The 15,551-nt window shown below is 40.3% G+C and carries 13 protein-coding genes; 8 read left to right on the forward strand and 5 right to left on the reverse strand.

What is annotated here, in order from left to right; all coding sequences use genetic code 11:
* Positions 1-99 precede the first annotated feature (99 nt).
* From ACTIEV_RS05700 to dnaB, 5 genes are all read right to left on the reverse strand, one after another.
* The gene (locus tag ACTIEV_RS05700; RefSeq protein WP_322195591.1) at positions 100-1,899 is read right to left on the reverse strand and encodes a DNA polymerase III subunit gamma/tau; all 1,800 of its coding nucleotides are present in this window, start codon (positions 1,897-1,899) and stop codon (positions 100-102) included.
* A 117-nt stretch (positions 1,900-2,016) separates the two neighbouring features.
* Entirely contained in the window at positions 2,017-3,189 is a 1,173-nt protein-coding gene (locus tag ACTIEV_RS05705) for a hypothetical protein (RefSeq protein WP_322195590.1), read from the reverse strand.
* A gap of 75 nt (positions 3,190-3,264) precedes the next feature.
* Positions 3,265-4,818 (reverse strand): L,D-transpeptidase family protein, encoded by a 1,554-nt coding sequence (locus tag ACTIEV_RS05710; protein WP_322195589.1) that lies wholly within the window; start codon positions 4,816-4,818, stop codon positions 3,265-3,267.
* 92 nt (positions 4,819-4,910) lie between these two features.
* A complete protein-coding gene (locus ACTIEV_RS05715) occupies positions 4,911-5,612 on the reverse strand; it encodes an RsmE family RNA methyltransferase (RefSeq protein WP_322195588.1) in 702 nt (233 codons plus the stop codon).
* Positions 5,613-5,657: 45 nt separating this feature from the next.
* Positions 5,658-7,229, reverse strand: a complete 1,572-nt coding sequence (gene dnaB / locus ACTIEV_RS05720; protein ID WP_322195587.1) for a replicative DNA helicase — start codon at positions 7,227-7,229, stop codon at positions 5,658-5,660.
* A gap of 527 nt (positions 7,230-7,756) precedes the next feature.
* Here dnaB and pheT point away from each other — a divergent pair.
* The 8 genes from pheT (at position 7,757) to gatA (ending at position 15,474) form a co-directional block, all read left to right on the forward strand.
* Positions 7,757-10,177 carry a phenylalanine--tRNA ligase subunit beta gene (gene pheT / locus ACTIEV_RS05725; RefSeq protein ID WP_322195586.1) on the forward strand — a complete coding sequence of 807 codons (2,421 nt, stop codon included), beginning with the start codon at positions 7,757-7,759 and terminating at the stop codon, positions 10,175-10,177.
* Positions 10,178-10,344: 167 nt separating this feature from the next.
* Complete coding sequence (locus ACTIEV_RS05730; RefSeq protein ID WP_322195585.1) at positions 10,345-10,632, forward strand: hypothetical protein; 288 nt, start codon at positions 10,345-10,347, stop codon at positions 10,630-10,632.
* A gap of 4 nt (positions 10,633-10,636) precedes the next feature.
* Complete coding sequence (locus ACTIEV_RS05735) at positions 10,637-10,936, forward strand: cell division protein ZapA (RefSeq protein ID WP_322195584.1); 300 nt, start codon at positions 10,637-10,639, stop codon at positions 10,934-10,936.
* 206 nt (positions 10,937-11,142) lie between these two features.
* Positions 11,143-12,708, forward strand: a complete 1,566-nt coding sequence (gene rny, locus ACTIEV_RS05740; protein WP_322195583.1) for a ribonuclease Y — start codon at positions 11,143-11,145, stop codon at positions 12,706-12,708.
* A gap of 155 nt (positions 12,709-12,863) precedes the next feature.
* Positions 12,864-13,217, forward strand: coding sequence for a four helix bundle protein (locus ACTIEV_RS05745; protein ID WP_322195582.1), 354 nt, complete (start codon positions 12,864-12,866; stop codon positions 13,215-13,217).
* A gap of 94 nt (positions 13,218-13,311) precedes the next feature.
* A complete protein-coding gene (rplS, locus tag ACTIEV_RS05750) occupies positions 13,312-13,662 on the forward strand; it encodes a 50S ribosomal protein L19 (RefSeq protein ID WP_133474606.1) in 351 nt (116 codons plus the stop codon).
* Positions 13,663-13,817: 155 nt separating this feature from the next.
* Positions 13,818-14,006 carry a Sec-independent protein translocase subunit TatA/TatB gene (locus tag ACTIEV_RS05755; RefSeq protein WP_178886965.1) on the forward strand — a complete coding sequence of 63 codons (189 nt, stop codon included), beginning with the start codon at positions 13,818-13,820 and terminating at the stop codon, positions 14,004-14,006.
* Between the two features lie 28 nt (positions 14,007-14,034).
* Positions 14,035-15,474 carry an Asp-tRNA(Asn)/Glu-tRNA(Gln) amidotransferase subunit GatA gene (gene gatA / locus ACTIEV_RS05760; protein WP_322195581.1) on the forward strand — a complete coding sequence of 480 codons (1,440 nt, stop codon included), beginning with the start codon at positions 14,035-14,037 and terminating at the stop codon, positions 15,472-15,474.
* Positions 15,475-15,551 lie beyond the last annotated feature (77 nt).

Genomic DNA, 15,551 nt, shown 5'->3' on the forward strand with positions numbered 1-15,551 from the left:
GATACCTATAAAGGTAATTGTTTTAGCTACAAGCTTCAAGCCGCAAGTAAGATATGCACTATTGACTATCAACTATAGGCTATGGACCATGGACTCTAATCAATAATCTATCTCCAGCTTCAATCGATCTCTTAATTCTCGAATGAGCGGATACTGCTCGGCAATGCGTTCAAATCTTTGTTTGCTGTTGAGTTTGAGGTGAATGGGTACATCTTCGCGCTCGGTAGCTTCTACCAGGATATTAAAAGTAATAGCTCGGTTATTAAATGCAGTGTGTAGGTAATCGATTAACATCATTCTTTCCTGCTCTACAAATTTCTGTGCAGTAAGTGCGGGGACTGTGACAGAGAAGTGAATATCATCTTCGATCTGCAGTTGAGCAATTTTAAATGTTCCTACCGATGAATGTTTTTGTTGTTGTTCTAATTTTTGGGTGTATTCATTCCAGCAGCGCATCAGTTTCTCTAGATTGAGTACTTCCGCTTCTTTTACTTCTTCAATGGCATACTGATCACCTACTTTTTCTCGCAAAGCATCCAATAAACTTTTTTTAGGTACACCGATAGTTGGTGAAACAGGTTTAACGGCTGCGGGTCTGGTAGGCGGAGGAGCTTGAATCGTTGGATTTGATACAACAGGCCGAACCGAAGTTTTCTTTTCTTCCTGTATCAACAACTTTGGTGGAGCCTGATCCGGAACAGTTTTTACCTGTAAGGATGAAACTGTCTTAGTTCGGAAAGCTATTGGACCATCAAGTCGTTTTTTTTTAATGATTTGTCCGTTTTCGGAAGACAATTCGATGGCTTGTTGGAGGAAATTCAGTTTAATGATAGCGAGTTCAACATGCAATCGCTTATTCCGCGCCATTTTAAATTGAATCTCGGCTTCGTTCAGAATATTGAGTGCACTCACCAAATACGAAAGGCTGGTGTTGGCTGCTGTTTGAATGTATTTTTCTTGTAAGCCTTCCACTACATCCAATAAAGTAGCAGATTTGGGATCTTTACATACCAGTAAGTTGCGAATAAACTCAGCAAAACCGTTTATCACTAAATCGCCTTCAAACCCTTTTCTATTGATCTCATCATACAACATCATAGCTGCAGCCATGTCTTGTTTTTGTAAAGATTCGAGTAATCGGAAATAATAATCTTCATCCAGAATATTCAAATGTTCTAAGGTATTCTGGTAGGTAAGGGTTCCATTGGTAAAACTTACGATCTTATCCAAAATACTCAATGAATCACGCATACAACCTTCGCTTTTTTGGGCGATGACCTGTAATGCAGCTTTTTCTGCCTGAATAGATTCTTTCTCTACAATTTCCTGTAAATGTTCAACCGTATCATTATTCGTGATTCTTTTGAAATCAAAAATCTGACAGCGACTCAATATGGTGGGAAGTATCTTATGTTTTTCAGTCGTAGCTAAAATAAAAATAGCGTAGGATGGGGGCTCTTCCAGTGTTTTCAAGAAAGCATTGAAGGCGCTGGTACTGAGCATATGTACCTCATCCACGATATATACTTTGTATTTACCGGCCTGTGGTGCAAAACGAACCTGTTCTACCAAGGTTCGAATATCTTCTACTGAGTTATTACTTGCTGCATCGAGCTCATGAATATTCAAAGAAGTTCCGGCATCAAATGAAACGCAACTATTACAAGTATTACATGCTTCACCATCTGGAGTGGGATTGGTACAATTGATCGTTTTAGCAAGAATACGGGCACAGGTGGTTTTACCCACACCTCTCGGACCGCAAAACAAAAATGCATGCGCCAGTTGATTATTCTTAATTGCATTTTTCAGTGTAGTAGTGATATGCGACTGCCCCACCACCGTACTAAAATTCTGTGGTCTATACTTACGCGCCGAAACGATGAATTTATTGTCCATATCAGTGGTGCAATATAAGGAGAAGCAGCTAGCTACTAGCCACTAGCTGCTAGCTGCTAGCAGAATGTGTAAAAAATCTTTCTAATAACTAGCAGCTAGTAGCTGGCGGCTAGTAGCTTATTTATATTCCATCTCCGGATGCCTTTCAAAAGCTCTGTTTTGATCAAAAAGATAGCGGAAAGTGACCATTCTGCGACTGGGTACTCCGCCTAAACTTTTATAGATATTCAACATTTTTGGGTTCCAATCACCGGCCCAACCCATTTCATATTCAAAATACCACCCTTTATTTTGGATCAGTAAACCACATTCATAGATTAAAAAACTATCGATACCCAAGGCTTGGTACTTAGGAACCACACCAAAAGCGAGACCTGTCAAACGTTTACAGGCGCCTGTGTATTTCATCCATAAAAGATGTAGTTTTTGTAAAATGCCGAATTTCCCATTGAAGTGCTTGAAGTATTGGTTGATATCAGGAATATTGATGAACATAGCAATCGGCTCCTCTTTATAATAAGCAAACCATACTACCCTTTCATCCATGATGGGCTTCATGGTTTTGAATAACTTGATCACTTGCTCTTTGGTGATCTCTTTGTTTTCTCCATGTTGCGCCCAGGCTGCGTTGTATACCGTAGCAAAATCTCCTGCATATTTATCCAACTCGGATAGTTTCACATGCTTGGCTTCATAGCCGGTTTTGCCTTTGAATTTTGCATGTCTCTCAGGAAAGCGAGGGGGTAGTGGATCATCTACCTGCATCGAATAATAATACTGATTATAGTAGTTCTGAAACCCATAAGTGGTAAAAAGTGATTCATAATAATCTGGATTGAATGACATACCATACATAGGCTCTTTATCAAATCCTTCAACCATTAATCCCCACCATTTATCGCGATCCCCAAAATTGATGGGGCCATCCATGGCTTCCATACCTTGTTCTTGTAACCATTGTTTGGCAGTATCAAATAAAAGATTAGCCGTAGCCTGATCATTGATACAATCAAAAAAACCAATACCACCTGTCGGAAAATCAGTTCCCTTATTGATGTATTTAGAGCTGGTAAATGCGGCAATGCGACCTACTACTTCTCCATCATCGGTTTCGGCGATCCATCGCTTGGCAGTGCCGTATTTGAATTGTTTGTTCTTTTCAGCATCAAATACAGCTTCTACCTCATTATTCAAAGGTCTGATATAAGCAGGATTGTGTTGGTTCAATCTTGCACTTACTTCCAAAAATTCTTTCTTAGTAGCAGCATCATTTACTTCAATCAAATGCATGGTCACTGGTTTAAACAAAGGTAAGAAAGTAGTTGAAGTCTCTAGGTTAGTAATTCTACTGAAGCTGATGGTCTTTTATGACTTGAATAATTTATTAGCCATTTTTTCGTCATGTTTATAGATGTCTTTTCTGAAATTCAGCTCCCCATTTTTATCTACCCAGGCTGTAAAATACACGATGAATACAGGTACTGATTTTTTCAAGGCAACCCATTTTTCTTTTTTCAAATGCATGGCACTATCAATGGTACGATCATTCCAACTGCTGTCTTGTCGTAACAGATAGGCAGCCATTTTTTTAGGTTCTGCAATGCGGATACACCCATGACTAAAACTTCTACTCGATTGGGAAAAAAGATTCCGATTCGGAGTATCGTGAAAATAGATATTGTAATTATTCGGGAATAAAAACTTAACCAATCCAAGCGAGTTACCCGGACCTGGGTTCTGTCTGATTACAGGTATCTTGCCTTGTTTTACAATTTCCATATTTTGTTTGGTGAGATAATCAGGATTTTTTTTAATAGCAGGCAGAATCTCACCTGTAACAATACTTTCGGGTACATTCCAGTATGGGCTAAATACCACGTATTGAAGTTTATCATTGAAAATAACGGTATTATTCGCAGCCGTACCTACAATCACATTGATATCGAACTGTAATCGACCACTGTCGTACACATGCATTTTATATTCGGGGATATTGACCAAAATATAGTTCGTGTCTTTTTCAGGCGGCATCCATCTCAAACGTTCCAGGTTGATGAGAATTTGACGCAGTCTTTGTTTCAATGGTACATTGAGTTCTGCAATCATTTTATTGCCAATCACACCATCAATGGTTAATCCCATTCGTTGCTGGTATTTTTTGGTAGCGATAACAAGGGCCGTATCAAACAAAGGACTATCTACATTTTCTTCCAGATCTCCCACCAATTGTAAATGCTTTTTGATCTGTATCAGAATAGCAGATGAATCTCCACTTCGGAGTGATTTTTGAAGTGGAGGAATGGGATCTGGTGAATGTTGCTTGGCCAAAGCTGAGTAGCGTTCTACATATTGTTGTAGTTTTTTATACTGCTGGTTTTGTGGTGCATACGCTTCTTCATTTTTATGAAGGATCGCCGAATCCAGCAATGCATGTAGATCGATTTTTTTTCTTGGAATGAACCAGCCTAGTTCTGCCGCATCAATATCGCTTCCTTTGTAAACTTTAGCTGCATAACGGAAAAATTGTCCGGTCAATAATAATTCAGCTTTTAAAACCAATGAATCTGCCGGCTTATTTTTTTTATTGGATGATACGAAGCGCTCGAGTAATTGTTCCATTTCAGGATGATACAGACTGCTGTCTTCAAAACTGCTGATAAAATTCAATTGTAAATTTCTGAAGTTAGATGCTTGTTCTGAAAGACCACTGCTGTCAAACCAGGCATACGCATAGTTTCGGTCTTTATAAAAATCATTGAACTGTTCTGTATAGTCTTGATATGCAGTATTATTTTTTAGGAATTGATCAAGTTCGAGACTATCCATAAACAGATCATTGAAAGAGGTAGCAACAGTGATGGATGTGTCTCTAAAAACAGGTTTTTTGCTGCTGCTATTACTGCATGATTGTATCAGCAAAAAAGATAGTATGCAACAAAAAAAGAAGTACCTGCTCATGTAATGAATTTACAAAAGGAACTGTTTCGAATGATGATGTGCAGGGAGTTTTTTTATCGTATGGATAAAAAAGTGCTGGCAACGATTGCTGCGGTTTCTGTTCGCAATCGAGTATTTCCCAGAGAAACGGGTTGATAAGCATGATGGATGGCCAGCCTGATTTCTTCCGGTGTAAAATCTCCTTCCGGACCAATGAGCATTAGTACAGATTCATTGAATGAGATCGAATGAATGGGGGTCTTGACATCCTCTTCGCAATGTGCAATTAATTTCTGAGTAGCTGAATGAGCCTCAAACAGTGTTTGAAGTTTGATGGGTTCGTGTAAAACAGGTAACCAGCTTTGCTGACTCTGTAACATCGCTGAAATGAGAATTTGCTGCATTCTTTCAAAACGAAAACGTGTGTGTTCCGTTCTTGAACAGATCAATGGAATGATCTCTGTAATACCAACCTCAGTAGCTTTTTCTAAGAACCATTCAAATCGACTGGCATTTTTGAGTAGTGAAACGGCGATGGTTGTTTTTTTCTCAGGCGCCGGATATTGTTTTGCTGATTCGATATTTACCGTACAATGTTTTTTATCCTCGTGCGCAATGCTTGCTGTGTACAATCCGCCTTTGCCGTTGGTCAGTTGAATGCGTTCACCTGTTTTCATCCTCAGTACCTGAATACAATGTTTACTGGTTTCTTCACTCAGTTCGAATAAAGAAGAAGAGGCTGCAACGGTTGATTCGTAAAAAAAAGGTAAAGCCATGAAGCAAAAGATTATTCACAATTGACCATACAGTTCATTCACAGATTAAAAAGGAACATCGTTGTCAAAACCTTCATCAAAATCTCCTCCATTCATTTTGCTTCCTTTCTGTATAAAGAGTTTGCCACTATCCGGCTCTGTGTTTGAGTTGGATAATGTACCCGGAGGTAGTGGTCTGTAATTACCGGTTCCTAAAAACTTGGAATCATCGTTGGCTATTTCAAATTTCTGGATAGACAGATTGGCTTTCAGTATGATGTTTTCCAGTGAACCATTTCTGTGCTTGGCAATACGAATATGGGTTTCGCCTTTGGTGCTTTCGCCCATTTCATTGCTATTGACTTCATAATATTCAGGGCGATAGATAAACATAACCATATCCGCATCCTGTTCAATAGCGCCCGATTCACGAAGATCACTCAACTGAGGAATTTTACTTTCTTTTCTGGTTTCCACCGCACGACTCAACTGGCTCAATGCAATGATGGGAATACTCAATTCTTTTGCCAATGCTTTTAAACTTCGTGAAATGGTACTGATCTCTTGTTCACGGTTTGAATTTCTATCTGCGCTACCACTCATTAACTGCAAGTAGTCGATGATGATCAGTCCGACATTGTATTTATTTACCATTCTTCTTGCCTTGGCACGGAATTCGAAAATATTCAATGCAGCAGTATCATCGATATAGAGTGGTGCATTTTCTAAGGCTTTAATACCCTTGTGCAGCAGTTGCTCATATTCATGATCCTCCAATTTACCGCGTGATATTTTTTCCAGTGGTATTTCACTTTCAGCACTGAGAATACGCTGAACCAACTGCGATGCACTCATTTCCAAACTGAAAAATCCAACACCTACGGGTTTGATTTTATTCAGGGCCGCATTTCTGGCAAGGTTCAATGCAAACGCAGTTTTACCCACTGAAGGTCTTGCTGCAAGAATGATTAAGTCGGTGGGTTGCCATCCATACGTCACACGATCTAATGTTGAAAATCCACTCGGTACACCGGAGACATCTTCTGTTTTGGTACGCAGTTCATCAATTCTGTTCAATGTTTTGGCTAACACGTTTCCTACATCTTCAAAATTCTTTTTCAGATAATTGTTGGTGATGTTGAACATTTTGGTTTCACTGTCATCCAATAAATCAAAGACATCGGTACTGTCTTCATACGCATCACCAATAATTTCACCACTGATACGAATCAATTCACGCTGAATAAATTTTTGTAAAACGATACGCGCATGCGCATCAATATTCGCAGTAGAAACAACTGAGTTGGTGAGTTTGGTAACATAATAGGGGCCACCCACTGCATCCAGTTGTTCTTTCATTTTCAATTCTTCTACCACAGTGAGTATATCGATGGGCATACTTTTCTGTTGCAGACTTTGCATTGCTTTGAAAATGAGCTGGTGTGCTTCTACATAAAAACACTCGGGCTTAACGATTTCTGTAACGGTATCAAAAGCACTTTTTTCCAGCATGATAGCACCCAATACCGCTTCCTCTAATTCTTTGGCCTGAGGGGGTACTTTTCCATATACCATTGTGCTAAGGTCTACTGCGGGCTTTCTTCTTTTGCGGTCTTTATTCAGGCTGGTCAGATCCATGGTCGTAGTCAGTTCTTGGTTGGTGGTTAGTAAGTTTCCTATTTCCTTCCTAAGTCATTTCCCGTGTTACGGAATTGTTACCTCGGCAGTTAGGGGGAGCGAATATGGTGTAGAAAATTGTCTTACTAAAATTTTTTTCTGGCATTTTTCATCCACATCAATTCACAGTTCCACGCAGTTTATTCACCGCTCTATTCACACAAATTACTAAGGTTATCCCCCAAAATCAAAAGTTTTCCGACCAAACACACAGGAAATGCACAAATACCTGTGTACAAAGAAATTTCTAAAAAATGGGGTTGGAGATGGGAGAAAAGCGTAATTAAAGAGCTGTAAGCTTCAAGCTGCAAGCCTCACGCTAGAGGCTTCAAGTGACGAAGACTTTAGTATCGGCTAGTTGTTGTCAAAACGTTGTGCTGTAGTTGAAAATTTTAGATCTAAATCTTTTGAGCTATAGCTTGTAGCCTGTAGCTTGTCGCTTGCAGCTTATTATCCTTACTTTTACACCCCGAAAAGAGCAATCGAATATGACCATTAGTTATAACTGGCTGAGTGAATACCTCCCCACAACCCTTGAACCTGAAGCATTGTCTAAAATCTTGACTTCTATCGGATTGGAAGTGGAGAGTCTGGAAGCGTATGAGAGCATCAAGGGTGGATTGAAAGGTTTGGTAATAGGTGAAGTACTTACCTGTGAACAACATCCCAATGCTGATAAATTAAAGATCACTACCGTAAATATTGGCGGAGAAACACCGCTGCAGATTGTTTGTGGGGCTGCCAATGTAGCTGCCGGACAAAAAGTAATTGTTGCAACGGTTGGTACTACCATTTATCCCATTGGCGGAGAGCCTTTAACCATGCGGATTGCCAAGATTCGTGGGGTGGAAAGTCAGGGTATGATTTGTGCAGAAGACGAAATTGGTGTGGGTACCAGTCATGACGGAATCATGGTATTACCGGCTGATTCAGTTCCCGGTACCGATGCAGCAAGTTTATTTACACCCTACAATGATTGGATTTATGAGATCGGACTCACACCCAATCGTATGGATGCAATGAGTCATTTGGGTGTGGCAAAAGATGTTTGTGCCTATCTCACCCACCATGAACAAGAAGCCAAGCCTGTTTCACCATTCAGCAATACATTCAAAGTTGATTCAAAAAAACTGCCCATCAAGGTAACGGTAGAAAATCAGGAAGCTTGTCCAAGATATGCGGGTGTAAGTATTACAGGCGTTACCGTAAAAGAATCTCCGGCTTGGTTGAAAAATCGTCTACTGGCCATTGGACAAAGACCCATCAACAATATCGTTGACATTACGAATTATATCCTGCATGAAACCGGTCAACCACTGCATGCTTTTGATGCAGATACGATCAAAGGCGGAGAAGTAGTGGTAAAAAATTTAGACGAGGGAAGTAGTTTTATCACACTCGATGAAAAGGAACGGAAACTATCAGCAGAAGACCTGATGATCTGTAATGGATCTGGAGAAGGAATGTGCATTGCAGGTGTTTTTGGTGGAGCTAAGAGTGGTGTTACATCAGCTACAACGAATATATTTTTAGAGAGCGCATGGTTTCATCCCATTTCCGTTCGTAAAACATCTTTACGACATGGATTGAGAACAGAAGCTGCTACACGTTTTGAAAAAGGTGTTGATATATCTGGTTGCGTACAGGTATTACAACGTGCTGCATTACTCATTAAAGAGGTTGCAGGTGGCGAGATTGCAAGTGATGTTACAGATGTATATCCTTCACCCAAAGCCAAAACAGAAGTGGCAGTGAAGTATCATTATATCAAAAAATTAAGCGGGAAGAACTATCATCCAGATAAAGTTAAAAAGATATTGAATGCATTAGGCTTTGAAGTAGTGAGAGAAGATATTGATGAACTTAAAGTTGCAGTTCCCTACAACAAACCGGATATCAGTATTCCGGCAGATATCGTAGAAGAAATCATTCGCATCGATGGTCTGGATAATATTGATATTCCTACCTCTATCACAATTAGTCCGGCCATAGCTGCATCGGGTGTGAAAGAAGCATTGAAAGATAAGATTGCCGGTTATTTGGTTGGACTGGGTTTTGTTGAAATACTTACCAATTCTATAACCAATAGTAAATATTTCTCAGAAGAAGTATTAGCGAGTTCAGTCAAAATGTTGAATAATCTTAGTGTGGAACTGGATGTTTTACGTCCAACCATGCTGGAAACCGGACTTGAAACGGTTGCTTATAATTTGAACCGTAGAAACCTGCATTTGCAGTTGTTTGAGTTTGGAAAAGTCTATGCAACAGACGCTGTTGGTCAATATCGGGAAGAGGAACGTTTGTGTATATACCTGACCGGACAATCCACTGAAGCAGGATGGAGAGGCAAGCCGGGTGTTTTTGACATTTATCACGGAAAGGGAATTGTGCAAGCAATCATTCAATTGACAGGCTTGAAGGGACTTCATTTCGTTCCATCGGCGAATGATGCATCTACACTGGAATTGTATGTTGGAAAACAACAAGTGGGGATTGTAACGGAAGTAGATAAAAAGAAAGCAGCTGCATTTGATATCAAGCAAAATGTAGTGTTTGTAGACATCAACTATCTAACGTTCACCCAATTGGTTTCCCAACAAAAAATCACTTATAAAGAAGTGAATAAGTTCCCAATCATGCAGCGTGATCTGGCGTTGGTGGTGAATCGCAATACCACATATGCAGCAATAGAAGCGGTGGTACAGCAATTAAAGATTCCTCGCCTTACCGACATGCGTTTATTTGATGTATTTGAAAGCGATAAACTGGGAGCCGGAAAAAAATCCATGGCCATCAGTTTCACCTTTACCGATGAAGAAAAAACCCTGACTGATAAAGAAGCCGATAGCATGGTGGCTAAGCTAATTCAGGCGCTGGAGAAGGAAGTGGGAGCGGAGATCAGAAAGTAAGGCTTTAGCTAATGGCTTATAGCGTATAGTTCATGGCAAATAGCAAAACCTCATTCCTACTATTAGCTATGACCTATAAGCTACAAGCTGCAAGCCACACGCTATAAAGTGCAAAATAAGTGCACTAAAAATGTTGTAACCCCTAAAATTGAAACTATCTTAGAGAGATGTTAGATCTTGATCGGCATATCAAAAATATTCAAGAAAAGCTTCAGCAATTGTTGCGGAATCAGCAAGTGTTGGTGAAGGAGAACCAGCGGTTGACGAAAGAGTTGGAAAAAAGCAAGCAATCCTTAGCGGAAAAGGAAGCTGCAATTGCGATGCTTCATCAACAGTTGGATGCACTGAAACTCAGTGCTACCGCAAAATCTCCGGAAGAAAAAGCTGTATTGGAAAAACGGATCAATGGTTATCTCAAAGAAATCGATAAATGTTTGGCGCTGTTAAATACCTAATTGCATGTCTGAGTTAATTCCTGTCAATATTGTCATCGCAGATCGTAATTATCGTCTACGTATTGAACCCCAAGACGAAGAAATGGTACGTAAGACTGCGGGGTTGATCAATGATAAAATCACTGAGTTTAAGACGAACCTAGCGGGTAAAGACATGCAAGACTACGTTTCGATGGTGCTGTTATGGTTTGCCACTGAACAGAATCAAAGCGGAATAGAACTGGTTAAATGGGAAGAAGCCTCCCAAAAACTAGCCACCCTCGAGCGTCAGCTCGATAAAGCCCTGGAGGAAGGGGGGCAGTAGTACCCAGTCCATGGTCGATAGTCCATAGCAGGAGGAAAAAAGCAAAAGAATTGTTCTTGCCATGGACTATGGACTATTCTAAACAGATTTCACTTTTCTTCTACGTATTTAATTATCTTCGCTCTTATCCGTTTACTCATTATTGTAAATTGTGATGTGTTATTGTGAATCAATGATTTTGAACTATTTAAAAAACGAATTAGAAAATGGACCAGACGCTTGTCTTGATCATAGCCGCACCTGTGGCACTCATTGTGGGGTTGATAGCAGGTAAATTCATCTTTGCCAAAAACACCCAAAAACAAATTGATGAAGCCCATCTACAGGCACAAAATATCCTGAAAGAAGCAGAGCTAAGGGCTGAAACCATTAAAAAGGAAAAACAGCTGGAAGCAAAAGAACGCTTTGTACAGTTAAAAGCTGAGCATGAGCGTGAAGTGAATGAACGCAATCGTAAGATCAGCGAATCCGAAAATCGTGCGAAGCAGAAAGAAATCTCCATCAATCAAAAAGAAGCTGCTTTAGACAAGCAGATCAAGGAAAATGAAGCGATCAAGGAAAACCTGAATCGGCAAATTGAAGTGGTGAATCTGAAGCGCACTGAGTTAGAGAAGCATCAGGAAGAACATATCCGCAGACTTGAAAAAATTGCCGGTCTCAGTGCAGAAGAGGCAAGATCACAATTGGTGGAGAGTCTGCGTCAGGAAGCACAAACCAGAGCGCTTACTTTACAACAGGAGATCATTGAAGATGCGAAGCAGAAGGCGAATAAGGAAGCTCGTAAGATCGTTATTCAAACCATTCAACGTACCGCTGCAGAGCAAACCATTGAAAATACGGTTACTGTATTCAACCTAGAAACCGATGAGATCAAAGGTCAGATCATTGGTAGAGAAGGTAGAAATATCCGTGCCATTGAAGCCGCTACCGGTGTTGATTTGATCGTGGATGATACACCGGAAGCCATTATCCTTTCTTCATTTGACCCATTAAGAAGAGAGATTGCCAGATTGAGTTTACAGAGATTGGTAACGGACGGGCGTATTCACCCTGCCCGTATTGAAGAAGTAGTAGAAAAAACCCGACGCCAGTTAGAAGAGCAGGTAATGGAAATTGGAGAGCGTACGGTGATCGAGATGGGAATACATGGATTACATAAAGAATTGATTCGTATTGTTGGGAAAATGAGATTCCGTTCTTCTTACGGACAAAATCTGTTAATGCATAGCCGTGAAACAGCCAATCTTTGTGGTATCATGGCAGCTGAATTAGGCATGAATCCTAAATTGGCAAAACGTGCCGGATTATTGCATGATATCGGAAAAGTTCCCGATGAAGAAACAGAACTGAGTCACGCATTACTCGGTGCTAAATTAGCAGAGAAGTATGGCGAAAATCCGGCGGTGGTGAATGCGATTGGTGCTCACCATGATGAAATGGAAATGTTATATGTGATTTCTCCGATCGTACAAGCTTGTGATGCCATCAGTGGAGCGCGTCCGGGTGCACGTAGAGAAATCATGCAGCAATACCTGCAACGAATTAAAGACCTAGAAAATCTGGCATTGGCTTATCAGGGAGTAGAAAAAGCGTACGCCATTCAGGCGGGAAGAGAATTACGCGTAATAGTGGAAGCAGAAAAAGTAACCGACGGCGACAGCGATAAACTCAGCTTTGAAATTGCCCAAAAAATACAAACTGAAATGACCTATCCGGGTCAGATTAAGGTGACTGTGATTCGGGAGAAGCGGGCGGTGAATGTAGCGAGATAAGCTATGAGCTGCGAGCCTCGAGCTACGAGCTTGATATATTTTTACTATAAAACCACCTTTGAATATAAGGTGGTTTTTTGTTGTTTGCTATTGACTAGTGCACTTCGTATCTACCGTATAGGTATGGGTTATTTTGCAGGTCAAATATATTTGTGATGAAAGACTTTAAACGTCTCAAGGTATGGCAGCAAGGAATGGAAATTGCCCAATTATGTTATGAACTGATTCGAGAGTTTCCAAAAGAGGAAAAATATGGTTTAATCAGTCAGATAACTAGGTCTGCAAGCTCAATTCCCGCGAATATAGCAGAGGGTAGTAGTCGAAAAAGTGATCGAGAATATGCTCATTTTTTGCAAATTTCTTTAGGGTCTTGTTTTGAACTTGAAACACATATTCTCTTATCAGAATTGCTTGGCTTTGGCTCAATAAACATCAGAAAATCAATAATTTATAAAATTGATGAGGAGCAAAAGATGCTTATTAGCTTTATACATAAGTTAAACAAGTAAAGCTCATAGCTCGTAGCTCACAGCTCACAGCCCAAAAACTTTTGGAGAATCCCGCCCCCATCCTTACCTTTGCCGTCCGCAAAAATTAAATGTTATGAACGCAGCAGTTCAGTTTGTACACGAGCAGTTAACGGTAAAGAAAGAATATCCTAAGTTCAAAGCAGGTGATAATATCACTGTTAACTATAAAATTATTGAAGGTGGTAAGGAGCGTATCCAGAGCTTCCGTGGTGATGTGATTAAGTTACAGGGTAATGGAGCAACCGCTTCTTTTACTGTGCGTAAAATCTCTGACGGAGTAGGTGTAGAGCGTTTGTTCCCTATTCTTTCACCAAACATCGATTCTATCGTTCTGAATAAGACCGGTAAAGTTCGTCGCGCTAAATTGTACTATTTGCGTGAGCGTAGCGGTAAGAGCGCACGTATTAAGGAAAAAAGATTCTAATTTCATTAGATGTATAGTAAAAGCGGAAACTGAGTTCATCGGTTTCCGCTTTTTTTTGTCTAGCCATCTATCAAATATTTATCCATAAACTTTGCTGTTAATTGGTTCATTCAGTATGGTTTTACCTTACCTTTGAACTTCTCAAAACTTATTTTATGGGTAATTTAGGATTTCAGGAAATTTTATTGATCGCAGTGGTGGTACTGGTATTGTTTGGTGGTAGAAAGATCCCCGAATTCATGCGTGGACTGGGTAAAGGTATCCGTGAATTCAACGATGCAAAGAACAATGTGAAGAAAGAACTGGAAGAAGGGATCAAAGAAAAGGATCAGGCTGCACAATAGTATTTCACTTCAAAAAGATTTTTAGCCTTTGTTTCGCTTTAGCACAATCAAAGACTATCATACAGCATTACAGAACGGCCAAACCACCTGTGTGGAGGCCGTTCGTTTTTATATCGATAGGATACAAGCAGATCAACACCTGAATGCCTGGCTTGAAGTGTATGCAGAAGAAGCCCTTGCTGCAGCGGCAAGTATGGATAAAGAAAGATCGTCCAATCAACCACTCTTGCCTTTACATGGAGTATTGATAGGACTCAAAGATGTGATTTGTTATAAAGACCATCGTGTATCGGCATCTTCCCGGATGCTGGATGGATTTGTATCTGTATACAACGCTACCGCTACACAAAAATTATTGGATGCAGGAGCCATCATTATTGGCCGACAAAACTGCGATGAATTTGCCATGGGTAGCAGTAATGAACATTCTGCTTACGGATCGGTGAAAAATGCGTTGGACGAAACACGCGTACCGGGCGGATCTTCCGGTGGTTCGGCTGTTGCTGTTCAAGCAGATCATTGTATGATTAGTTTGGGGAGTGATACCGGTGGATCGGTACGACAGCCGGCTGATTTTTGTGGTATCATCGGACTCAAACCCGGCTATGGAAGAATATCACGTTATGGTCTCATCGCCTATGCTTCTTCTTTTGATCAGATCGGTATTTTTGGAAAAAACATTCAAGATGTAGCCCTTACACTTCAAGTAATTTCCGGTGCTGATGCGTTTGATAGTACGGTTTCTCAGTTGCCGGTTCCCGATTTTACCGCTGCATTGAATAAGATGGATGACCCACCCAAAAGAATTGCTTATTTTAAAGAAGCATTGGACCATCCCGGTTTAGACCCTGCAATCAAAGCCGCAACTGAAGGCTTTATCAAAAAATTAACAGCCCAAGGTTATATCGTAGAACCTCTTGATTTTGAGCTACTTGAATATGTGGTGCCTACTTACTATGTTTTAACTACTGCCGAAGCTTCCAGTAATCTTTCTCGGTATGATGGGGTTCGTTTTGGACATAGATCGACTCAGCCAACCGATGATCTGACAGATTTCTATAAGTTGTCTAGGAGTGAAGGGTTTGGTAAAGAAGTAAAGAGAAGAATCATGCTGGGCAGTTTTGTATTAAGTGCCGGCTATTACGATGCTTATTTTACTAAAGCTCAACAAGTTAGAAGAAAATTACAACAGCTTACAGCAACCGTTTTTTCATCTTATGACGCCATTATTTCGCCAACCGTTCCGGCACCTGCCTACCGCATTGGTGAGTTGCAAAATGACCAGCTGGCCATGTTTTTAGGTGATATCTACACTGTATTCGCCAATCTGGTAGGAATACCCGCCATTTCCATACCGCTGTTTAAACACCCTAATGGGATGCCCTTTGGTCTGCAGATTATGACTTCTCAGGATGATGAGGTATCTTTGCTCCGCCTTTCAAAACAGTTTTTGGAACTTTCTGAATAACAGACGCTCTGTTTTGAACATAACCCAACTTATTGCAACCCATTACAGAACTAATTGATAATTAAAGGATTTGATCA

This window comes from Sediminibacterium sp. (genome assembly GCF_051861365.1).
In the GTDB taxonomy this organism is placed as follows: Bacteria; Bacteroidota; Bacteroidia; order Chitinophagales; family Chitinophagaceae; genus Sediminibacterium.